The organism is Actinomadura sp. RB99 (assembly GCF_014706005.1).
Classification (GTDB): Bacteria; Actinomycetota; Actinomycetes; order Streptosporangiales; family Streptosporangiaceae; genus Spirillospora.
Map to the genome: position 1 here is coordinate 45,101 of NZ_JABMCA010000002.1, position 21,644 is coordinate 66,744.

The 21,644-nt window shown below is 73.1% G+C and carries 21 protein-coding genes; 13 read left to right on the forward strand and 8 right to left on the reverse strand.

The genetic code is table 11. The annotated features are described in order from the left end of the window. Window positions 1-58 precede the first annotated feature (58 nt). The 4 genes from amrb99_RS02180 (at window position 59) to amrb99_RS02195 (ending at window position 4,804) form a co-directional block, all read left to right on the forward strand. Entirely contained in the window at window positions 59-1,216 is a 1,158-nt protein-coding gene (locus amrb99_RS02180) for an ABC transporter substrate-binding protein (RefSeq protein WP_190851512.1), read from the forward strand. A 101-nt stretch (window positions 1,217-1,317) separates the two neighbouring features. Beyond that, window positions 1,318-2,187: a branched-chain amino acid ABC transporter permease gene (locus amrb99_RS02185; RefSeq protein ID WP_190851514.1), complete on the forward strand. Its 870-nt coding sequence runs from the start codon at window positions 1,318-1,320 to the stop codon at window positions 2,185-2,187. Continuing rightward, the gene (locus amrb99_RS02190) at window positions 2,184-4,031 is read left to right on the forward strand and encodes a branched-chain amino acid ABC transporter ATP-binding protein/permease (RefSeq protein WP_190851516.1); all 1,848 of its coding nucleotides are present in this window, start codon (window positions 2,184-2,186) and stop codon (window positions 4,029-4,031) included. Before amrb99_RS02185 ends, amrb99_RS02190 begins: the two co-directional genes overlap by 4 nt. Continuing rightward, a complete protein-coding gene (locus amrb99_RS02195) occupies window positions 4,028-4,804 on the forward strand; it encodes an ABC transporter ATP-binding protein (protein ID WP_190851518.1) in 777 nt (258 codons plus the stop codon). Before amrb99_RS02190 ends, amrb99_RS02195 begins: the two co-directional genes overlap by 4 nt. Before the next feature lie 72 nt (window positions 4,805-4,876). Here amrb99_RS02195 and amrb99_RS02200 read toward each other — a convergent pair whose 3' ends face one another. Then, on the reverse strand, window positions 4,877-5,863 hold the full coding sequence (locus amrb99_RS02200; RefSeq protein ID WP_190851521.1) for a ThuA domain-containing protein: 987 nt from the start codon (window positions 5,861-5,863) through the stop codon (window positions 4,877-4,879). Between the two features lie 285 nt (window positions 5,864-6,148). On the opposite strand from amrb99_RS02200, the gene amrb99_RS02205 reads away from it, so the two are divergent. From amrb99_RS02205 to pqqE, 6 genes are read left to right on the forward strand one after another with little or no spacing between them, the layout of a single operon-like run. Beyond that, window positions 6,149-8,314 (forward strand): PQQ-binding-like beta-propeller repeat protein, encoded by a 2,166-nt coding sequence (locus tag amrb99_RS02205; protein ID WP_190851524.1) that lies wholly within the window; start codon window positions 6,149-6,151, stop codon window positions 8,312-8,314. Between the two features lie 58 nt (window positions 8,315-8,372). Further along, window positions 8,373-8,534 carry a pyrroloquinoline quinone precursor peptide PqqA gene (pqqA, locus tag amrb99_RS02210; RefSeq protein ID WP_190851526.1) on the forward strand — a complete coding sequence of 54 codons (162 nt, stop codon included), beginning with the start codon at window positions 8,373-8,375 and terminating at the stop codon, window positions 8,532-8,534. Between the two features lie 10 nt (window positions 8,535-8,544). Next, window positions 8,545-9,447 (forward strand): pyrroloquinoline quinone biosynthesis protein PqqB, encoded by a 903-nt coding sequence (pqqB, locus tag amrb99_RS02215; protein ID WP_190851528.1) that lies wholly within the window; start codon window positions 8,545-8,547, stop codon window positions 9,445-9,447. Then, complete coding sequence (gene pqqC, locus amrb99_RS02220) at window positions 9,444-10,217, forward strand: pyrroloquinoline-quinone synthase PqqC (protein ID WP_190851530.1); 774 nt, start codon at window positions 9,444-9,446, stop codon at window positions 10,215-10,217. The genes pqqB and pqqC overlap by 4 nt, the downstream gene beginning before the upstream one ends. Further along, window positions 10,207-10,500 carry a pyrroloquinoline quinone biosynthesis peptide chaperone PqqD gene (pqqD, locus tag amrb99_RS02225; RefSeq protein ID WP_206699758.1) on the forward strand — a complete coding sequence of 98 codons (294 nt, stop codon included), beginning with the start codon at window positions 10,207-10,209 and terminating at the stop codon, window positions 10,498-10,500. The genes pqqC and pqqD overlap by 11 nt, the downstream gene beginning before the upstream one ends. Then, window positions 10,497-11,612 (forward strand): pyrroloquinoline quinone biosynthesis protein PqqE, encoded by a 1,116-nt coding sequence (gene pqqE, locus amrb99_RS02230; protein WP_190851532.1) that lies wholly within the window; start codon window positions 10,497-10,499, stop codon window positions 11,610-11,612. Before pqqD ends, pqqE begins: the two co-directional genes overlap by 4 nt. Here the strand turns inward: pqqE and amrb99_RS02235 are convergent. The 3 genes from amrb99_RS02235 to amrb99_RS02245 form a co-directional block, all read right to left on the reverse strand. Continuing rightward, on the reverse strand, window positions 11,609-12,322 hold the full coding sequence (locus tag amrb99_RS02235; RefSeq protein ID WP_190851535.1) for a TetR family transcriptional regulator: 714 nt from the start codon (window positions 12,320-12,322) through the stop codon (window positions 11,609-11,611). The genes pqqE and amrb99_RS02235 overlap by 4 nt on opposite strands. A 104-nt stretch (window positions 12,323-12,426) precedes the next feature. Next, window positions 12,427-14,265 carry a sugar phosphate isomerase/epimerase and 4-hydroxyphenylpyruvate domain-containing protein gene (locus amrb99_RS02240; RefSeq protein ID WP_190851537.1) on the reverse strand — a complete coding sequence of 613 codons (1,839 nt, stop codon included), beginning with the start codon at window positions 14,263-14,265 and terminating at the stop codon, window positions 12,427-12,429. Window positions 14,266-14,337: 72 nt separating this feature from the next. Further along, a complete protein-coding gene (locus amrb99_RS02245) occupies window positions 14,338-14,955 on the reverse strand; it encodes a hypothetical protein (protein ID WP_206699759.1) in 618 nt (205 codons plus the stop codon). Between the two features lie 205 nt (window positions 14,956-15,160). Between amrb99_RS02245 and amrb99_RS02250 the strand changes: the two genes are divergently transcribed. After that, on the forward strand, window positions 15,161-15,916 hold the full coding sequence (locus tag amrb99_RS02250; RefSeq protein ID WP_190852151.1) for a MerR family transcriptional regulator: 756 nt from the start codon (window positions 15,161-15,163) through the stop codon (window positions 15,914-15,916). Between the two features lie 61 nt (window positions 15,917-15,977). Here amrb99_RS02250 and amrb99_RS02255 read toward each other — a convergent pair whose 3' ends face one another. From amrb99_RS02255 to amrb99_RS02265, 3 genes are read right to left on the reverse strand one after another with little or no spacing between them, the layout of a single operon-like run. Then, window positions 15,978-16,874 carry a sulfite exporter TauE/SafE family protein gene (locus amrb99_RS02255; protein WP_190851540.1) on the reverse strand — a complete coding sequence of 299 codons (897 nt, stop codon included), beginning with the start codon at window positions 16,872-16,874 and terminating at the stop codon, window positions 15,978-15,980. Further along, window positions 16,871-17,449, reverse strand: a complete 579-nt coding sequence (locus amrb99_RS02260) for a rhodanese-like domain-containing protein (protein WP_190851543.1) — start codon at window positions 17,447-17,449, stop codon at window positions 16,871-16,873. The genes amrb99_RS02255 and amrb99_RS02260 overlap by 4 nt, the downstream gene beginning before the upstream one ends. 18 nt (window positions 17,450-17,467) lie before the next feature. Next, entirely contained in the window at window positions 17,468-18,826 is a 1,359-nt protein-coding gene (locus amrb99_RS02265) for an MBL fold metallo-hydrolase (RefSeq protein ID WP_190851546.1), read from the reverse strand. A 188-nt stretch (window positions 18,827-19,014) separates the two neighbouring features. Here amrb99_RS02265 and amrb99_RS02270 point away from each other — a divergent pair, with 188 nt between their 5' ends. Continuing rightward, window positions 19,015-19,284 (forward strand): metal-sensitive transcriptional regulator, encoded by a 270-nt coding sequence (locus amrb99_RS02270; RefSeq protein ID WP_190851549.1) that lies wholly within the window; start codon window positions 19,015-19,017, stop codon window positions 19,282-19,284. Between the two features lie 31 nt (window positions 19,285-19,315). Here amrb99_RS02270 and amrb99_RS02275 read toward each other — a convergent pair whose 3' ends face one another. Beyond that, a complete protein-coding gene (locus amrb99_RS02275) occupies window positions 19,316-20,548 on the reverse strand; it encodes an acetyl-CoA hydrolase/transferase C-terminal domain-containing protein (protein ID WP_190851552.1) in 1,233 nt (410 codons plus the stop codon). Between the two features lie 122 nt (window positions 20,549-20,670). On the opposite strand from amrb99_RS02275, the gene amrb99_RS02280 reads away from it, so the two are divergent. Continuing rightward, window positions 20,671-21,537 (forward strand): universal stress protein, encoded by an 867-nt coding sequence (locus amrb99_RS02280; protein ID WP_190851555.1) that lies wholly within the window; start codon window positions 20,671-20,673, stop codon window positions 21,535-21,537. Window positions 21,538-21,644 lie beyond the last annotated feature (107 nt).

Sequence of the window (21,644 nt, forward strand, 5' to 3'; positions counted from 1 at the left end):
CGGCCTCCGAGCCCACCCCGCACCCACCCCCGACATCTCCACCCACCGAGGTGAATCCATGCGCACCATCCCCCGACTCCGTGTCTCCGCCCTGGCCGCCGGAGTCCTCGCCGCGGGCCTGACCGCGGCGTGCGGCGCCCCCGGTGAGTCGAAGGACTCCGGCTCCGGCGGCAGCGGCCCCATCAAGATCGCCGTGGTCGACGCGCAGAGCGGGCAGCTCAGCTCGCTCGGCAAGTGGGAGTACAAGGGCGCCAAGCTCGCCGTCGACGAATGGAACAAGGCCGGCGGCATCGACGGCCGCACCATCAAGCTGGACGTCTTCGACGACCAGGGCGACCCGACCGTCGGCACCAACATCGCCCGCAAGATCGGCAGCCAGCACTACATCGCGATGATCGGCACCGCCGAGAGCGCCGTCACGATCGCGATGGCGCCCACCCTGCGCCAGGAGGAGATCCCGAACATCGCCTCGGGCCAGTCCAACGGGATGGTCGCGCTCAAGAGCCCGTTCCTGTTCCTCAACGGGCCCACGTCCACCACCTACGACGAGACGCTCGCCAAGTACGTCGTGGACGACAAGAAGATGAAGAAGATCGCGATGATCAGCAACAACGGCTCCTACGGGAAGGGGGAGCACGACGCGTTCCTCAAGGCGCTGACCGACCGCGGCGTCAAGCCGGTCGCCGACGAGGTCGTCACCACCGACCAGAAGGACTTCAGCGCCCAGCTCACCAAGATCCGGCAGAGGTCGCCGGAGGTGATCTTCGTCGGCTCCGAGGAGGTCGAGTCCGGGCTCATCGTCAAGCAGGCCCGCGACCTCGGCATCGACGCGCCGTTCGCCGGCGCGGCCCCGCAGGGCACCCCCGTCTACCGCGACACCGCGGGCGTGAAGAACGTCGAGGGGACCATCGTCAGCTCCCCCTACCTCAGCAACGACGTCAGCGACGCGTCCAAGAAGTTCGCCGCCGCCTACAAGGCCGCCTACGGCGAGGACGCCGAACTGCACGGGGCCAAGGCCTACGACGGGACCTCGATCCTGCTCACCGCGCTGAAGAACAGCAAGGTCGCGACCGGGAAGAAGCTGGCCGACGCGATCCGCGCCGTGCAGTACCAGGGGCTGCTCGGCGACTTCCGCTACGACGAGACCGGGGTCGGGATCAAGGCGACCTCCATCGGGATCATGAAGAACGGGACGGTCGTCAAGGCCGACGGCTGACGGCGGACCACCCGGACGACCGAGGGCGGCCGGGCCCCGCGGGCCCGGCCGCCCGCCCTCGTCCCCGCCGGCTCCGACGCCGGCCGCGCAGAAAGAGAACCATGCAGGTCTTCCTTCAGACACTGATAGGCGGACTGAGCCTCGGCGCGATCTACGCCCTGGTGGCGATGGGATTCTCCCTCGTCTACCGCACCATGGGCCTGGTCAACTTCGCGCACGCCGACGTGCTCATGATCGGCGCCTACGCCGCGTCCACGTTCTACACGTCGACCAAGCTGCCGTTCGCCCTGGCCATGGTGCTGGCCATCGCGGTGACCGGCCTCATCGGGCTGTTCATCGAGCGGGTGCTGCGCCCGCTGGAGAACAAGGACTTCACCCTGATGCTGATCGGCACGATCGGCTTCGGGATGGTGCTCCAGGCCGTGGCCGTGCTGATCTGGGGCGCGACCGGACGGGCCGTCCGGACCCCGGTCGGCGGCGCCCCGCTGGAGTTCTTCGGGCTCCGCGTCCGCACCTACGACCTGGTCGTGCTGGCCATCGCCGCGGTGGCGGTGTTCCTGCTCGTCGCGTTCCTGCAGCGGACGAAGATGGGCGCCGCGATGCAGGCGGTCGCGATGGACCACGAGGCCGCCACCGCGGTCGGCATCCACGTCGGCCGCAGCAACGCGATCGCGTTCGCGATCGGCGCCGGGCTCGCCGCGCTCGCCGGCGGGCTCGTCGGCCCGCTGCTGTACGTGAACCCGACGATGGGCGGCACCATCGGCATCAAGGGCTTCGCCGCGGCGATGCTCGGCGGCTGCGGCAACATCCCCGGCGCCATCGCCGGCGGCTTCGCGATCGGGGTGCTGGACTCCTTCGCCGCCGGCCACTTCCAGGGCTACTCCGAACTCGTGGTGTTCCTCGTCTTCACGGTGGCCATCATGATCCGCCCGACCGGCCTGTTCGGCGAGACGACGGTGAGCCGGGCATGAACACCCTCCTCAGGAACCGGTACACGCCGAGGCTCGGAACGCTCGTGGCGTTCGCCGTCATCGCCTGGCTGCTGCCGTACACGGTCGGCGGCTACGCCATCCACGTCGTCGACATCGCGCTCGTATTCGCGCTGCTGGCGATCGGCATGGGGCTCGCCATGGGCATCGCCGGGCAGATCAACCTGGTGCAGATCGCCTTCTTCGGGGTGAGCGCGTACGCGACCGCGATCCTCACCACCCACAACGGGCTCGGCTTCTGGCCCGCCGCGGCGCTGGCGCTGGTGGCGTCCGCGCTGATCGGGCTGCTGGTCGGCATCCCGGCGCTGCGGATGCAGTCGCACTACCTCGGGATCGTCACGCTGGGCCTCGCGCTCGGCTTCATCAACTGGACCACCAACGCCGAGATCGCGGGCGGCGCCGAGGGCATCTCGGCGATCCCCGTCCCGCCGATGTTCGGCGTCGACCTGTCCAGCGAGTACCTGTACTACTACCTCGAGGTGGTCGTGTTCGCGGCCGCGCTGGCCTTCGGGCTGTTCGTGGTGCGCACCGGCCTCGGCCGGCGGCTGATGGCGATGCGGGACGACCCGCTCGCCGCGGGCGCGGTCGGCGCGGAGATCCCGCTGCTGCGGATGACGGCGTTCATGCTGTCGAGCGTGTTCGGCGGCCTCGCCGGCGTGCTGTACGCGGGCCTGATCCGCTACATCGCGCCCGACACGTTCAACATCGCCAACATGTTCCTGCTGCTGGCGATGGTCGTGATCGGCGGCCGGCAGAGCCTCGTCGGCTGCGTCGTCGGCGCGGTCGGCCTGACGCTGATCCGCGAGAAGCTGGTGGACCACCCCACCTACGCGCAGCTCGGCTTCGGCGTCGTCGTGGTCCTCATGGTGGTCTTCGCGCCGACCGGGCTCGCCGGCGTCCCCGCCCGGCTGAAGGCCCTGCTCGACCGCCGGCTCGGCCGGACCGCGGAACGGTCCGTCCTGCGGCCGTTCGAACCCTACGAGGCCGCCGCCGATCCCGGGGAGAGGACCGCGGCCGGTGAACCGCGGCCGATGCTGGAGATCGACGGCGTCGCCAAGCAGTTCCGTGGGCTCAAGGCGCTGAAGGACGTGTCACTCACTGTCGAGCGCGGCGAGATCCGCGGCATCGTCGGGCCGAACGGCTCGGGGAAGACCACGCTGTTCAACGTCATCAGCGGCTTCTACCGGCCGTCCGGCGGGCGGGTCCTGATGGACGGGCAGGTCGTCTCCGGGTCCCGCCCGTACCGGCTCTCCCGGCACGGCCTGGCCCGCACGTTCCAGAACCTGCGGCTGTTCGGGGAGCTGACCGTCCGGGACAACCTGCTGGTGGCCCTCGACCGGTCCCGGACGTACGCGATCTGGCGGTACGCGCTGTGGCCCGTCGGGATCTGGCGGCAGGAGCGCCGCCTGCACCGGCGGGCCGACGACCTGCTCCGCCGCTTCGGGCTGACCGAGTTCGCCGCGGCGTCGCCCGGCGCGCTGCCGTACGGCATCCAGCGCCGGATCGAGATCGCCCGCGCGATGGCCGGGTCGCCGCGCCTGCTGCTGCTCGACGAGCCCGCCGCCGGGCTCAACGGCGAGGAGGTGCGCCAGCTCTCGGAGATCGTGCGCTCCATCCGGGACAGCGGCGTCACCGTCGTGCTCATCGAGCACAACATGGGGCTGGTGATGTCGCTGTGCGAGCGGGTCACCGTCCTCGCCGGCGGGTCGGTGATCGCCGAGGGCACCCCCGCCGAGGTCGTCGCCGACCACGCGGTCATCGAGGCGTACCTCGGCGACTCCGCGATGGCCGGCATGCCCCTCCCGAACACCGAGGTGAGCTCATGAACGCGGGCACGGCCGCCAAGGGCGGCGAGAAGGCCGGGGCCGGGACGGACGGCCCGGAACCGGCGACGCTGACGGTGGAGGACCTCTCCGTCCACTACGGCGGGGTCTGCGCCGTCAACTCGATCGGCTTCACGGTGGGACCGGGCCAGTCGGTCGGGATCATCGGGGCGAACGGGGCGGGCAAGACGTCCACGCTCAAGGCGCTGATGGGACTCGTTCCGCGCAGCGGCGGACGCGTCACGTTCGGCGACACGGACCTCACCCGGGTCAAGGCGCGCGACATCGTCCGGCACGGCATCGGCTACGTCCCCGAAGGCCGGCACGTCTTCCCGGGCCTCACGGTCGAGAAGAACCTGATGCTCGGCGCCTACGCGCGCGCGTGGCGCGGCGCGGAGACGAAGGCGTCGCTCGCGGAGGTCTACGAGCTGTTCCCGGTGCTGGGGGAGATGCGGTCGCGGCTCGCGGGCGCGCTGTCCGGCGGCCAGCAGCAGATGCTGGCCGTCGGCCGGGCGCTGATGGCGCGGCCCCGGCTGATCCTGCTGGACGAGCCGTCCATGGGCCTGTCGCCCAAGCTCGTCGAGGACATCCTCGCGGTGCTCGTGCGGCTGCGCGAGGAGGGGTTGAGCCTGCTGCTGGTCGAGCAGAACGCCAAGCTGACGTTCGAGGCGACCGGTGACTGCGTCGTGATGGAGAACGGCGAGGTGGCGATGGTCGGCACCTCCCGCGAGCTGCGCGACGACGTCCGGGTCCGCCGCATCTACCTGGGCCTCTAGGTGCACCGTCGCCGGGCTCGTCCGGATCGTCCGGTCCGAGCCCGGCCTGGGGACGGGGCGGCGCGCCGCGGGTCAGCGGCAGAAGGGCTTCATGCCCATCGCGGACTCGATGCCGTTCAGCACCAGGCTCTGGAACTGCTTCGCCCCAGCGAAGCCCGTGCCGTCGTCGGTGAACGCCTTGGCGTCGTGCCCGAGCGTGGTCAGGAAGGCCCGGCCGCCGTCGTAGTACTGGCACCACGCGACGGGGTGGAACGAGCCGTGCCCGGGATGGTTCATGTTGCCCGTGACGCCCTGGGCGAGGGTCTTCTCGTCCACGGTGGCCAGGAACCGCACCTCGCTGGGGAACGGGACGAGGTTGTACCACTCGTCGCTGAAGTCCCACCGGCCCGGCAGCCCGGCGGTCGAGGCGTCCTTGCGGTCGGCGGTCTGGACGGTGCCGGGCTGCGCGCGCCCGTGGTCGTAGAAGTTGGCGCCGCCGAGGAGCCCCTCGTACCAGGGCCAGTTGTACTCGGTGCCGAACGCGTTGTGGATGCCGACGAAGCCGCCGCCTCCGCGGACGTACTGCCGCAGCGAGGTCTGGGCCGCGTCGTCGAGGGCGTCGCGGGTGGTGCTCATGAAGACGACGGCGTTGTAGCGGAACAGCGTCGACGGCGACGCGAGCTGCGCCACGTCCTCGGTCCAGTCGACGCCGAACCCGTTGTCCTGCCCCATCTTCACCAGGGCCTTCTGGGCCACGTTGGCGTCGCTGAGCGGCGGGTTCATGCCCGGGCCGAGGGCGGGGCCGAGGTTGGCGTGCCGGGGTCCGGCGGTGCGGCTGTAGACGAGGATCTTGTAGCCCTTGGCCGGGTCGAAGTTGCCCCAGTCGTGGTAGCAGCGGGGGTCGGTGCCGCGGCAGACGCCGTAGACCGGGTCGCCGAGCTCCTGCGCGCCGGCGGTCTTCGGCTTGGCGAGCGGGCCGGCCGTGGCCGGTCCGCCGGTGAGCGCCGCGGCGGCCAGCACGGCGGCGGTTCCGACGGCCGCCGCGGCGGCGGACAGCAGGGGGGACGGGGGTCTCCTCATGGGGCGGGTTCCTTTCCGGCGCTCTCGATCGCTGGTCCATCTAGCGGACCAATTGAACCGTCTAGAGGTTCTAGGACGATCTCACGCGGATCCGCCGTCGGCAATACCTCCGGTGGCGCCCGCTCTGCGGGCCGCAGAGATCCACTGTCATGACTGGTGAAATTACCGATGTGCGGGAGCCGTTCGAGATGCAGGCTATTGCCAGGGCTGCGGAAGCGGCTTACCGTGTCGTCCGTTGATCGGACCGTTGAGTCCGTCTAGTGGACCCACGGAATGGGAGAGAGCATGGATCGACGGAACTTCCTGACCGGGGCGGCCGCGGTCGTCGGCGGCACCGTGGCCTTCACGCCGCTCCGCGCTCCCGCGGCGAACGCCGACGCCGCCTCGTCCCGCCTCGCCCTGCCCGTCCCGCCGCAGCCGACCGCCTTCGGCGCCACCGGCCGCGACTTCCCCAAGGTCTGCGGGAACCTCGGCAACCAGAACCACTCCACGCTCGGCCGGATCGACCGCGGCAACGTCCGGCGCCTCGGCGGCGCCTGGCACATCAACCTCGAAGGCGGGAGCACGTCGGGGCGCTCCCAGCAGAGCACGATCGTCGTCCAGGACGGCGTGCTGTACGTGCAGACCGGCCAGCAGAACGTCTTCGCCGTCGACGGCCGCACCGGCGAGGTCAAGTGGAAGACCAACGTCGGCTCGCAGCAGACGAACATGCGCGGCGTCGGGCTGGGGCAGGGGCTGGTCTTCACCACGTCCGGCTCCAACATCGTCTACGCGCTCGACCAGAAGACCGGCGCCGTCGTGTGGCAGCGCGAGCTGCTCGTCGCCGGCGAGGGCGACCCGAACTGCGATCCGCAGGAAGGGCAGTGCGGCGGCAACCGCGGCGGCCTCGCCGGCGCCATCGTCTACTTCGACGGCCTCATCTACGTCGGCACCGAGGGCAGCACCGCCGGCGCCCGCGGCCGCGCCTACGCCCTCGACGCCCGCACCGGCGAGATCGCCTGGACGTTCTGGGGCCCGCCCGGCCCCGGCGAGTTCGGAAACGACACCTGGGAGGGCGACACCTGGAAGACCGGCGGCGCCGTCTGCTGGATCCACCCGGCGATCGACCCCGAGCTCGGCCTCGTCTACTGGACGTTCGGCAACCCGTACCCCCGCACCAACGGCTCCACCCGCGGCGGGACGAACCTGTTCGCCAACTGCCTGGTCGCGATCGACGCCAAGACCGGGAAGCGGCGCTGGCACTTCCAGTCCGTCCACCACGACATCTGGGACTTCGACAACGTCATGGCGCCGGTGCTGATCGACCTGAAGATCGGCCACCGCACGCGCAAGGTCGTCGTGTACGGCAGCAAGGTCGGGATGTTCTACATCCTGGACCGCGAGACCGGCAAGGGCGTGCACGGCATCACCGAGCGCCCCGTCCCGCAGGAGCCGCGGCAGAAGACCTGGCCGACGCAGCCGTTCCCGGGCGGCGAGCCGTTCGTCCACCAGGCGCCGAGCTTCCACGACACCACCCGGCCCGTCCCGTACTACCCGACCGGCGAGATCTTCACGCCGTTCTGGGACGACGCGACCATCCTGTTCCCCGGGGCCGGCGGCGGCGCGGACTGGTCGTACATGTCGTTCAGCCCGCACACCGGGTTCGTCTACGTCGGGTACGGGCTCATCAACTCCTCCTACTCCAACACCAACGGCGGCCGCGTCAACACCGCCCGGCCGCTCGGCGAGTACTTCTCCGGCGGCATCGTCGCCGTGGACCCGCGCACCAACAAGCCCGTGTGGCGCAAGGAGGGCGAGTGGTCCCTCGCCCACGGCAACGGCATCCTCACCACCGCCGGACGCGTCATGTTCCAGGGCGGCCCGGACGGCGTGCTCCACGCGATGGACGACACCACCGGCCGCGACCTGTGGAGCTGGCAGTGCGGCGCCGGCGTCCACACCAGCCCGGTCAGCTACGAGATCGACGGCGAGCAGTACATCGCGGTCTTCGCCGGCGGCAGCGGGCTGCCCTACCCCGACATCCCCAAGGGCGACCACCTGTGGGCGTTCAAGCTGAACGGCAAGGTCGGCCCGGCGCCCGCGCCGACGCCGCCGTCCAAGCGCAACCAGATCCGCACCGCGCCCGTCGCCGGAGCGGACGCGAACAACACCGTCACGCTCGGCCGGATCTGGGACTCCGCCGCCGGCGCGCCCGGCGGCGCGGAGAACACCGTCGCGCAGAACGCGATGTCCCCGCAGCACATGACCGTTCCCGTGGGCACCGAGGTCACCTTCGTCAACCCGGCCGGGAACGAGCACTCGCACGGCGCCGCGTCGTTCTTCGAGCACGTGTTCAACTCGGGGCGGCTGAAGCCCGGCGAGTCGTACAAGCACACCTTCGCCGAGCGCGGCGAGTACTTCTACAACGACCCGGTCTTCCCGCAGAGCACCGGGAAGATCGTCGTCCAGTGACCCCCGGGCCGGCGGGCCCGGGCCGCACAGATCCCCCCACGGAAGGGAAGCACCAGAGATGACCCAGCACATCCCCGACGCCGAGACCGCGAACGCCGACGTCCACGACGCCCAGGCGCAGGGCGCCGCCGCCCGGCGGGCGGACTCCTGGTCCACGCCCGACTACCGGATCGTGGAGACCTCCCTGGAGGTCACGGCCTACTTCGGCGTCGAGATCTGATCGCCGGCCGATGAGGGTGCGCGTTCTCGGCACCGCCGCGGGCGGCGGCGTCCCCCAGTGGAACTGCGCGTGCCACGGGTGCGCCGCCGCCCGCGCGCACCCGTCGTGGCGCCGCCGGCACGCCTCGATCGCGATCGAGGCGTCCCCGGGACGCTGGTACGTGGTCAACGCGACGCCGGACATCGCGGAGCAGATCGAGGCGACCGCGGACCTGCGTCCCGGCCCGGAGCGGCGCCGCACCCCGGTCGCGGGCGCGGTGCTGACCGACGCCGAACTCGACCACACGCTCGGGCTGCCGCGGCTGCGGGAGGCGGCGGGCCTGCGCGTCGTCGCGACCGCCACCGTCCGCGACGCGCTGGCGGGCGGCCTCCGGCTGGACCGCGTCCTCGCCCCGTACACCACGCTGACCTGGACGGAGCTCCCCGAGGACGGGGCCGTCCCGCTCGACGGCACCGGGAGCCTGGAGATCGCGGCCGTCCGGGTCTCGGGCAAGCGCCCCCGCTACGCGGCCGGCCTCGACCTGCCGGACGGGGCCTGGTCCGTGGCGCTGCACGTCACCGACCGGCGCGCCGGCACCAGCCTCGTCTACGCGCCGGCGCTCGCCGGGTGGCCGCCCGCGCTCGGCCGGGCCCTGTCCGCCGCGGACTGCGTCATCGTCGACGGGACGTTCTGGGACGACGCCGAGCCGCGCCGCTCCGGGTTCACCGAGCGGACCGCCACCGAGATGGGCCACCTGCCGATCACCGGCCCGGACGGCACGGCCGAGCGGCTCGCGGCGCTGCCCGCGGCGCGGCGCCTCTACACGCATCTCAACAACACCAACCCCCTCGTCGACCCCGGTCACGACGGCCACCGCGCCCTCGCCGGAATGGGGATCGAGGTCGCATCGGAAGGCCAGGTGATCGACCTGTGAGCACGACGACGGACGCCCCGCGCCGTCCCGCCCGCACGCTGCCCTGGACGCCCGGGGAGGTGGAGCACCGGCTCCGCCGGATCGCCGCCGAGCGCTACCACCACCGGCACCCGTTCAACCTGCGGATGCACGACGGGCTGCTGACGCCGGAGGAGCTGCGCTGCTGGGTGCTGAACCGCTTCCACTACCAGCGGCACATCCCGATCAAGGACGCGCTCATCCTCGCCAAGCTCGACAGCCGGGAGCTGCGCCGGGCCTGGATCCGGCGCATCCACGACCACGACGGCCGCGACGGCCGCGACGGAGACGACGGCGGTCCCGGGGACGCGGGCGGTATCGAGCGGTGGCTGCGCCTCGGCGAGGCCGCCGGCCTGGACCGGGTGCTGCTGCTCTCCGGCGAGGGCGTCCTGCCCGGCGTGCGGTTCGCGGTCGAGGGCTATGTGAACTTCTGCCGCCTCGCCTCGCCCCTCGAAGCGGTCGCCTCGTCGCTCACCGAGCTCTTCGCGCCGGACCTGATGGTCACGAGGATCGGGGCCTGGGAGCGGCACTACCCCTGGATCGAGCCGGAAGGGCTGCGCTACTTCCAGGTCCGCGTGGCGCAGGGCCGCCGTGACGCCGATGAGGCCCTCGCGCTGGTGCACCGGTGGGCCGAGACGCGCGCCGACCAGGAACGGGTGCTGGCCGCGTTCGCCTTCAAATGCGACGTGCTCTGGTCGCTACTGGACGCCGTCGAGCACGCCACGGCCACGGGGAGCGCGGATGCAGGCTGAACACGCTTCGATGACGACGGTGGCCACGAGCGAGACGCGGCCCGCGCTCGCCCGCTCCGTCCTGCTCCGCTACGACCGCGTCCGCCGCGCCGAGCTGCTGCTGATGCCCGAGCGGGCCGTCCTGCTCAGCCCGGAGGCCGGCCGCATCCTGCGGCTCTGCGACGGGCACCGCACCGTCGCCGGCATCATCGCCGCGCTCGCCGCCGACCACCCGGACGCCCCGCTCGACCGGGACGTGCCCGAGTTCATCGAGAGGGTCCGCGCCGAAGGGTGGCTGCGATGACCGAGCCCGCCGCGCCGTGGGCGCTGCTCGCCGAACTGACCCACGCGTGCCCGCTGCACTGCCCCTACTGCTCCAACCCGCTCGAACTCGTCCGGCGGCGCGCCGAACTGGCGGCGGACGAGTGGGCGCGGGTCCTCGCGGAGGCCGCCGACCTCGGCGTCGTCCAGGCGCACATCTCCGGAGGCGAGCCGCTGCTGCGCCCCGACCTCGAACGGATCGTGGCGGCGGCGCACCGCGCCGGCGTCTACACCCAGCTCGTCACCAGCGGCCTCGGCCTCACCGCCGCGCGGCTGGACGCGCTGGTCGATGCCGGCATCGACAGCGTGCAGCTGTCGGTCCAGGACGCGGACCCGGCGAACTCCGACCTCATCGCCGGGCGCGCCTCCTACGCGGCGAAGGAGCGCGCCGCGGGCGTCATCCGAGCGGCCGGGCTCCCCTTCGGGCTCAACGTCGTCCTGCACCGGCACAACCTCGACCGCCTGCCGCAGATCATCGAGATGGGCGAGCGCTGGGGAGCCGACCGCGTCGAACTGGCCAACGCGCAGTTCTACGGCTGGGCACTCCGCAACAGGGACGTCCTGCTCCCCACCGCGGAACAGCTCGACCGCGCGAAGCGGACGGTGGCCGGCCACCGGGCGAAGTCCCGGCGACCGGAACTGGTGTGGGTCCTTCCCGACTACCACGAGGGCGTGCCGAAACCGTGCATGGGCGGCTGGGGTGCCCGTTCCATCACGGTGGCGCCCGACGGGACGGCGCTGCCGTGCCCCGCCGCCTACGCGATGACCGGCCTGCGCCCGCCGAACGTCCGCGACCGCCCGCTGTCGTGGATCTGGCGGCGGTCCGACGCCTTCAACGCCTATCGCGGCACCGCGTGGATGAGCGGTCCGTGCGGCGAGTGCCCGCGCCGCGAGACCGACTTCGGCGGATGCCGGTGCCAGGCGTTCGCCCTGACCGGCGACGCCTCCCGCACGGACCCGGCCTGCGCCCTGTCGCCCGACCACCACCTCGTCCGCGACCGCGCCGTCCTCGCCGGGCGGGAGGCCGGCGCCGAGCCCGCCGGAGACCCCGCGCCGGGCTTCGTCTACCGGCGGCCGGCGAACGGCCGCCGCTAGGAGCCGCCGCGGCCGGGGCCGTTCTGCGAGCGCCCGCCGCGCGCGGGTCGGCCGCGTCCCGCGCCGGTCAGGTAGGCCACGACCATCTCGCCGATCATCTCGCGGTGCCGCTCCCGGTGCTCGGGCGCCGTCATGTCCCGCCCGAACAGCGCACCGAACGTGTGCTGGTTCGCGATCCGGAAGAAGCAGAACGAGCTGATCATCATGTGCACGTCGATGGCGTCCGCCTCGGCGACGAAGTCGCCGGAGGCGCGGCCGGCGTCGAGGATCTGCGAGATCAGCTCCGCCACCGGGCCGCTGAGGTTCGGCAGCGCCTCCGACTTGCGCAGGTGCTCGGCCTGGTGGATGTTCTCGATGCTGACGAGCTTGATGAAGTCCGGATGCGCCTCGTGGTGGTCGAACGTCAGCTCGGCCAGCGTGCGGATCGCCTCCACCGGCGCCAGGTGCTGGACGTCGATCGTCGACTCCAGCTTGCGCACCTCGCCGTACGCCTTCTCCAGCACCGCGACGTACAGCTTCTCCTTGCCGCCGAAGTAGTAGTAGATCATCCGCTTGGTGGTGCGCATGAGCGCCGCCATGTCGTCCACCCGGGCGCCGGCGTACCCGTGCCGCGCGAACTCCCGCTGCGCGACCTCCAGGATCTCCGCGCGGGTGCGGTCGGCGTCGCGCTGGCGCTCTCCCGAGGCGGATGTGACGGAGTGCGACGGCATGTGACTCCAGGAGAGGGGTGCGGACGAGGACACATCTTATGGTGCTGCGGGCGCCCGCCCCGCTCGCTGACCACGAGTGGTCCCGGGGCGGTGCCCGCCGGGGGCTAGCCCGCGCGGCGGCGCGGCCGGGCGTGCTGCGCGGCGAGCCGGACGGGCGCGTTGACGGCGCCGTAGCCCCGGTAGCCGCCGATCCGCTGGACGATCTCGAAGAAGACGCGGCCGGTCGTCTCGGTGTAGAAGTGCAGGAACTCGCCGTGCTCGTCCCGGTCGTACAGCAGGCCCAGCTCGCGGAGCAGCCGGTGCCTTTCCGCGCCGAGGTCGTGGCGGGCCTCGAGGTCGTCGTAGTAGTTCTCCGGTATCGCGAGCATCGGGCCGCCCGACGCGCGGAACCGGCGTGCCGTCGCGACGATGTCGCCGCTGGCGAACGCGATGTGCTGCCACGCCAGGTCGTGCGACCCGTCGTGCGCGCCGACGTGCGCGACGTTGAGCGCGACCCGCACCGCGCCGTCCTCGGTGGACACCGCCCGGCTGCGCATCAGCCCGTACGGGTCCGGCAGTTCGAGGCTCTCGTGGGGGCGGAGGCCCAGGACGCTCCGGTAGAACAGCGACGCCTCGTCGAAGTGGTGCCAGGGCTGGGTGAGCGCCACGTGGTCGATGTGGGTGATCCCACCGGTGGCCGCGGCGGGGCTCCGCCGGTCGGCGGAGAAGTCGTCGGTCCAGCTCGGATGGTCGGGACGCGCCGTCCGGCAGAAGAACACCTCGGTCCCGTCCGGTGCGGCGACGGCGTCGAGCGGGGCGTCGTGCGGTCCCCGCATCCGCGGCAGGACGGGGGAGAGCAGCGCCTCGGCGCGCTTGACCGACGCGGCCGGGTCCGGTGACTCCAGGCCGATCGCGCCGAGCGCCGGGCCGTCCGGGCTCTCCGCGCTCCCGCTGTTCACCAGCACGCGGGCGGCGCCCTGCTCCCAGAGCTCGACCGGCTTGCCGGAGTGCACGCCGGTGCGGACGAACCCGAGGGCCTCCAGCAGGTCCCCGAGCGGGGCGGCGGACGGGGCCGCCAGCTCGGCGAACGCGAAGCCGCTCGGCACGACCGGACGGGGCGGCGACGTCAGCCCCGCCACCGGGCCGCCGGCGCGCAGGCCGACCTGCTCCTCCAGCGCGATGAGGGAGCGCATGGCGTCCTGCGCCGTCCGCATGGACGCCGCCTGCCGGAAGATGTCGTTGAACACCTCCAGCGACAGGGGCCCGTCGTAGCCCGTCCGCAGGACGTGCGCGACGAGACCCGCCACGTCCATGTCGCCCTGGCCCGGGAAGCACCGGTAATGGCGGCTCCAATAGAGGACGTCCATCGGGAGCGAGGGAGCGTCGGCGAGCTGCAGGAAGAAGATCTTGTCGCCGGGGATGGCGCGGATGGCGTACGGATCGACGTCCCGGGCCGAGATGTGGAAGCTGTCCAGGCACAGTCCGAGGGCGGGGTGGTCGGCCATGCGGACGATGCGCCAGGCGTGCGCGTAGTCGCTGACGTGCCGTCCCCACGCGAGCGCCTCGTAGGCGATCCTGATCCCGTGCTCCGCCGCGCGCTCCGCGAGCAGCCGCAGCTGCTCGGCGGCGAGGACGTCGTCGTCGATCGCGGCCGGCGAGACGTTCGAGCACACCAGCATCTGCCGCGCGCCGAGCCGCTCCATCACCGCGAACTTGTGCTCCGCGCGGCGCAGCCCCATGGCGAGCAGGTCCGGAGGCACCGCCTCGAAGTCGCGGAACGGCTGGTACAGCTCGACGGCCAGGCCGAGGTCCGCCGCGCGGTCCCGGACGTCCTCGGGGCTCAGGTCGCTGACGAGCAGGTCGTTCTCGAAGATCTCCACGCCGTCGAAGCCGGCGCCGCCGATCGCGGTGAGCTTGTCCGCCAGCGGGCCGCTGAGCGACACGGTCGCGATTGACCTGCGCATGGCGCGATACGCCCCCTCTTTATGGACGAACTAGTACGTTAGCGTAGCAAGGGCGCCGCGCCGGCGCCCCCTTCACGAGGAGCCGCGTTTCCGGCGGAGCCGCCCCCACGGCTTGTACACGGCGAGGACCGTGGCGAACGCGAGCGCGGAGAGCGACACCGCCGGCGGGAAGAAGAGCGTTTTCACCTTGTCGCTGGACGGCGTCCCGACCAGGAGCCGTTCCCCGTAGTCCGCGACCGCGTCCATGCCCGGCTGGAGCACGACGAGAATGAGGACGCAGAGGAGCAGGTTGAGCGTGAGCTTGACCGCCACCCACCAGTAGCGCACCAGCCCCCACTTGCCGCCCAGGCCGAGCAGCAGGCCCGTCACGAGGCAGAGCAGCCCGGACAGCAGCATCGGCACCGCCGCGAACTCCGCCAGCGCCCGGTACGCCAGGCTCCGCACCTCCACGTCGGAGGCGAACCAGCCGGTCAGCACCAGCACCGCGACGATCACGTCGATGCCGAACCACGCGCCGGCCGACAGCAGGTGGACGACCAGCGTGGCGCGCCGCCACCGCCGGGAGAGCCGCCACGCCCGCGCCGTCCGCCGGTCAGGCCGCTCGCCGGTCACGGCGGCCAGCTCCTCGGCCGTACCGCCGGGGTCGTGCCGGGGCTCCTGCCCTCGATCGCGGGTCGGACGCACGGTCATGATCGGCTCCTTCGGGACGGACCGGGGCCGCCCGAGCGCGGCGGGTGCCCGGTGGCGATGACCGCCAGCATCCAGGCCGGACGTCCGCCGGGCATCGGCCCGGCGGCGGCACCCGGCCTACGCCCCGCGCGGTACGGGCCGCGCCGCGGCATGCGCCCTTGACCTTCGAGCCGGGTCGAAGGTCTACCGTCCGGGTGTGCGGACGATGCGGATCTCCCAGCTCGCCGAGCGCTCCGGCGTCCCGGCCACCACCCTGCGGTTCTACGAGACCGCCGGCCTGCTGCGGGCCGATCGGTCCGCGGCCGGGTACCGGCTCTACGGCGAGGAGGCGGTGGAGCGCCTGGCGTTCATCGGCGCCGCCAAGGACCTCGGCCTGCGGCTGGAGGAGGTGTCGGAGCTGCTCCCGGTGTGGGAGTCCGGGGCGTGCGCGGAGGTGAAGGCCGATCTCCGCCCGCGCATCGCGCGGCACGCGTCCGAGGCCCGTGCGCGCGCCGCCGAGCTGGCGGCGTTCATCGGCGTCCTGCACCGGGCGTTGGAGCGGCTGGACGAGCTGCCGGACCGGGCGGGCCCCTGCGACGACGAGTGCGGGTTCCCGCCCGCCGGCTCGCCGGTCTCCCCGGCGTCACCGCTCTTCCATGACGATTCAGCCGGGAATAGGAGCGAACGGTGGCGGACCGCTCCGGTCGCCTGCTCGCTGAAGGGGGACGCTCTCGGCGAGCGGACCGAGCAGTGGCGGCGGCTGGTCGGTGACGGCGCTGGCCGCCGGATCGAGGACGGGGTCCGGCTCACCGTGCCCGCCGACCGCGCCACCGGCATCATGGCGCTCGCCGCCGCCGAGCAGAAGTGCTGCCCGTTCTTCGACTTCCGGCTGCATCTCGACGGCCCGGTGCTGCACCTGGAGGTACGCGCCCCCGATGAGGGCGCCGAACTGCTCACCGAACTGTTCGGCCCGGGAGGCTGACCCGTCGGCCGGAGGCGCGCGACCTCATCGGCGTTCCGGCCGGTGCGGAGGCCCCGGCGGATCAGCGCGAGGCCTGATCGGGACCGGCGGGTCGTATCGTCCGGCAGAGCAGCGAGGCTCCGGCGGCCAGGGCCAGCAGGGTCCCGGCGAAGGCGCCCCAGCCGGGCGGCGTGCCGAGCAGCGCGTGGCGCGCCCCGTCCGGGATCTGCTCGGCGACCACGAACACGGCCATCGCCACGACGAACCAGCCGAAGACGCGGCGGAGCCGGTCCGGCTCGACGCGCCCGGTGAGCCGCGAACCGGCGAGGCTGCCGGCCACCGCGACGCCGGTCACCGCGAGGGTGAGGCGCCAGTCGAGCTGGACGCTCTGCAGGTGCCCGGCCAGGCCCGCGAACGAGTTGGCCGAGATGACCAGCAGCGAGGTGCCGACGGCGGCGGGCAGGGCCAGCCCGCCCAGCAGGACGAGCGCGGGCACGATCAGGAACCCGCCGCCCGCGCCGATCAGGCCGGTGACCAGCCCGACCACGGCGCCGTTCAGCAGGGTCCGGGCCGCCGGCCGGGGAGGCGGGGCGTCGCCCGGGGCGGCCCCGGGACGGGCGCGCGAGCCCCCGCACAGCATCGCGAACGCGGTCATCGCCATCATCACGCCGAAGCCCGCCAGCAGCACCCCCGCGGGGAGGAACGCCGCCAGCCGTCCGCCCAGATAGGCGCCCGCCATGCCCGCGGCGCCGAACAGCAGGCCGGTGCGCCATCGCACCCGTCCCGCGCGCGCGTGCGGGAGCACGCTGACCGCGCTGGTCACGCCGACGACGAACAGGGACATGGCGATGGCACGCTCCGGGGCGGCGCCCGCCAGATACACCAGGACCGGGACGGTCAGAATCGACCCGCCGCCTCCCAGCAGGCCCAGGGTGAGGCCGACGGCGACCGCGGCGGCGAGAGTGAGGGCGAGGGTCATCCGGGACCCCCGTCCCGGACGAGGCGCTCGATGGCGTCGGTGCCGCACGCGGGTCCCCGGTTGAACGGCAGGCGCGCCAGCAGCATCCCCATCGCGCAGGTGTCGGTCAGCGCGGCGACGGTCAGCCCCGCGCCGATCGCGGCGGCCAGCCAGCGCAGGGCGGGCACGGCGAGGCCGCCGACGACCCCGACGAGCACGAGCGACCCGGCGACGAGGCGCACCTGGCGTTCGAGGTCCCAGGCGGCGCGGCCGCGGTTCACCGGGGCGCCCGACGCCTCCCAGGCGGTGATGCCGCCGTCGAGGACGTGCACGCCGGTCAGCCCGGCCTCGGCCAGGGCGCGTTCGGCCTGCGCCGCGCGGGCGCCGCTGCGGCAGACCAGCACGGTCTCGCCGAGCCGGCGGCCGAGCTCGTCCCGGTGCTCGCGCAGCAGGTCGAGCGGGACGTTGTACGAGCCGGGGATGTGCACGGACGCGAACTCGGCGGGCGTGCGCACGTCCAGCAGCCGCGGCGGATCGGGCTGGGCCAGGCGCTCGCGGAGCGTCGCGGCGTCGAGCCGGGCAGGGGACAGGGGCATCGGAGGTTCTCCTCGGTGTCAGGCGGCCGCGACGATCGGAAGGCCGGTGAGGGAGTCGGTGCGGTACTCGTCGTCGATCGCCACGACCCGGCGGCCGGCGGCGGCCAGGATCGACGCGGCGATGGACGCCCGGTAGCCGCTCTGGCAGTGCACCCAGACCTCGCCCGTCGGGACGTCGTCCAGGCGCCGGAGCAGGTCGTGCAGCGGGACGTGCACCGCGCCGTCGATCCGGGACCCGGACCACTCCTGGTCGCGGCGGACGTCCAGGACCACGACCGGGCGGTGGTGGCGGACGGACGCCAGATCGGCGAACGTCGCCGTCGGCAGCGTGCTCGGGGCGCCGGACGACCAGTCCTCCGGGCCGCCGGTGGCGGCCGCGGCGGGCCGGTCGATGCCGATGCGGACCAGCTCCCGCTGCGCGGTCGCGACGTCCTCGGCCGTCGCGCCCAGCAGGGTCACCGGCGTCCCCCAGGGGATCAGCCAGCCGAGGTAGGTGGCGAAGGCGCCGTCGAGCCCGAAGTTGAGCGCGCCCGCCGCGTGCCCGGCCGCGAAGGCCGTGCGGCTGCGCAGGTCCACCACCCATTCGCCGGCGTCGATCCGGTCGCGGATCTCCGCGGCGTCCGCGCGGTGCGGCTCGGACAGGTCCGGGGCGTCCGGGCCCGCGGTGTTCGCCGGGTCCATGTGGGCGTAATAGGCCGGGTAGGCGTCGAGCCCGGCGAGCAGCGTCTCGACGTACTCGCGCTCCTCCAGGGTCAGCACCGGGTTCGCGCCCTTCTCCCGCCCGATGGTGGACGCGGTGGCCTGCGACTGCGTGGAGGAGCAGAAGCTGCCGAACCCGTGCGTCGGGAAGATCTCCGCGTCCTCGGGGAGCTCGTCCGCCAGCCGGTGGGCGGACCCGTACTGGGCGTGGACGAGCGCGTCGGTGTGCTCCGGCCCGAGCAGGTCGGGCCTGCCGGTCGAGCCGTACAGCAGGGACCCGCCGGTGAAGACGGCGGGGGCGCGTCCGGGCGCCTCCAGCACGTACGACAGGTGGGTGAAGGTGTGGCCGGGCGTCGCGATCGCGCGGACGCGCATGTCCTCGCCGATCTCGACGACGTCGCCGTCCCCCACCGGGTGGCGGTCGAACGCGACGGGGTCCTCGGCGTTGACGTGGTAGGCGGCCCCGGTCGCCCGCGCGAGCGCGAGCCCGCCGGTCACGTAGTCGTTGTGGATGTGGGTCTCGAAGACGTCCGTGACGGTGACGCCCCGCTCGCCCGCCAGGTCCAGGACCCGGTCGATGTCGCGCTGCGGGTCCACGACGAACGCGACCCGCCCGTCCGTGACCAGGTAGCCGCGGTCGCCCAGGGTCGGCGTGTCAATGGAGACGATCTCGATCAACGTGGCCCTCCTCCGATGCGGGATACCCCAGGGGGTATCTTTCGGCCCAGGTTAGCCCCTGGTCGGCGCCCCCGGCAAATACCCCCTGGGGTATTGAGGGTCACAGTGGGACCACAGGTGGAGGCGGCTTTCCCGGTGCCGGAGGCGGCCGGGGCGGATACCCTGGGGGGTAACCAGGAGGGGGACGCATGGAGCTCGAACGGGATTCACTGGCCGACGTCATCGTGCGGTTGAAGCGCGCCCAGGGGCAGCTCGGCGGCGTGATCCAGATGATCGAGAACGAGCGCGACTGCAAGGACGTGATCACGCAGCTCGCCGCCGTCTCCCGGGCGCTGAACCGGGCCGGATTCAAGATCATCGCCACGGGCCTGGAGCAGTGCCTCGCCCAGGGCGACGACCCGGCCCAGGCCGCGGTGGACCGGGCTCAGCTGGAGAAGCTCTTCCTCACCCTCGCCTGACCGCCCTGGGGTTTCCGGGCTGTCAGGGGTGTCAGGGGCGCAGGACGCCGAGTTCGCGGCCCTGCTCGCGCAGCCCGTCCCGGGCGGACGGGTGCGCGACGTTGTCGATGATCTGCTCGGCCTGCGACGCGGCGTCGTTGCCCCAGACGGTGGCCGTGCCCTGCTCGCTGACGATGTAGCTGTGCTGGAACGAGGTCACCGGCCCGGCCAGCCGCGCGATGACCGTGGAGACGTCCGCGCGGGGATGCCAGGACGGCAGGGCGATGACGGCGCGCCCGCCGGGGGAGTGCAGCGCCCCGACGACGAAGTCGGTCTGCCCGCCGAAGCCGGAGTAGATCGCCCCGCGCACGCGGCTGGCGTTGGCCTGGGCGAACAGGTCCACCTGGAGCGCGGAGTTCACCGCGACCATGCGCGGCCTGCGGGCGATGAGGCTCGGGTCGTTGGTCTTCTCGGTGCGCAGCATCCGGATCCGGTCGTTGCGGTCGGCCCAGTCGTAGAGCTCCCGGCCGCCGAAGGCGAACGAGGCGGTGATCGGGGTCCCGGTGTCGAGCGCGCCGGCCTTCTCCAGCGCCAGCACGCCGTCGCTGAACATCTCCGACCAGACGCCGAGGCCCCGGCGGTCCAGGAGGGACGCGAGCACCGCGTCCGGGACCGCGCCGATGCCGAGCTGCAGCGTGGCGTGCTCGGGGACGAGCCGCGCGACCCGCTCGCCGATCAGGTGGGCGGCCTCGCCGGGCGGCCGCGGCACCGGCGTCGCGAGCGGCTCGTCGGCCTCGATCGCGTAGTCGATCTCGTCCTCCGCCAGGACGGCGTCGCCGAAGGTGTAGGGCATCCGCGGGTTGAGCTGGGCGATGACCAGGCCGCCGCGGGCCCGCGCGGCCTCGATGGCCGCCGGGAGGATGTTGACCTCGATGCCCAGGGAGACGGTCCCGGCGGACGGCGTCGAGGTCTGCACGATCACCACCTCCGGCGGCAGCGACTCCTTGAGCAGGTTCGGGACCAGCGACAGCCGCGACGGGAAGTACCGCAGGTTCGCCCGGCCGCGCATCCCGGCCCCGACGAACGGCGTCTCGAGGTCGACCCCCTCGCGGTCGGGAAGGTCGCCCTGCGCGTTGAGCATGAACAGCCGGTACTCGCCCATCGCCGCGTCCGCGATCTCCAGAGCGCGCCGCGGCGCGGCGAAGTTGCCGCCCGCCACGATCCTCGGACGCCCCGGCAGCCCGGCCAGGACGCGGGCGAGGTGCTGCTCGGAGATGACGCGCATGGGGATGCCTTTCCCTGGGCGGCGGGGGCCGCTCCCACCCCATCATGGCCCGTCCGGGACATGATCTCAGGGTCCGGGTGCTCCGTCCGTTACAGCCGCCTCAGGGGGGAGATGTGTTGGGAATGGACGGACTGGACAGGGCCCAACGACCGCACGTCCTGCTGGGCTACGACGCCACCGAGGGCACCGAGGCCGCCCTGCGGTGGGCGGTCGACGAGGCGCGCCTGCGCGGGCTGGACCTGGTGCTGTGCCATTGCTGGCACTGGCCGTACGCCGCGGACCACGTGGACGACGACGTCGAAGCGATCATCAAGCGGGCGGGGGAGAAGCTCCTCGAGCGCGGGGAGGCGCGGGCGGCCGAGCTCGGCGCCCCGGGCGCCGTCGGCGGGCGGCTGAGGGCCGGGCCGGTGGCGGACGCGCTGCTGCACGAGGCCGGGGACGCGGAACTGATCGTGATCGGCTCCCGGGAGCGGCACCAGCTGCCGGTCGGGTCGACCGCGGTGCAGCTGCCGGCGCGGGCGCGCCGTCCCGTGGTGGCGGTCCGCCACTACGGCCGTGCCCACGGCCTCGTCGTCGCGGGCGTGGACGGGTCCGCGGGCGGTGACGCCGCGCTGGGCTTCGCCATGGAGGAGGCCGCGTCGCGCGAATGGGGCCTGCGGGTCGTGTTCGGGGTCTGGGAGCCGTGGGCGGTCGACGAGGCGGAGCTGGCCCTGTTCGCCGACAAGGAGCGGCTCGCCCAGGTCAGGGCCGTGACGCTGGAGCGGGCCGTCGCGCCCTGGCGGCACCGCTACCCGAAGGTCGACCTCCGGGCCTCGGTGGTCATGGACCGCCCCCGCGAGGCCCTGCTGGAGGCGGCGGAGGACGCCGATCTGCTGGTGGTCGGGGACCGCGGCGCCGGCGGTCTCGGCCCGCTGCTCCTCGGCGCGACCAGCTCGGCGATGCTCCAGCACGCCCCCTGCGCGGTCGCCATCGTCCCGTCCGCCGCCTGACCCCCGCGCGCCCGACCCCGACCGCCCGCACCCGCTCGGTGCCGGAGGGTATGTGGCTCTGCCGCCGGGCGCCACCGGGTCCCGCCGCCGCGGGGTCGGGGATACTG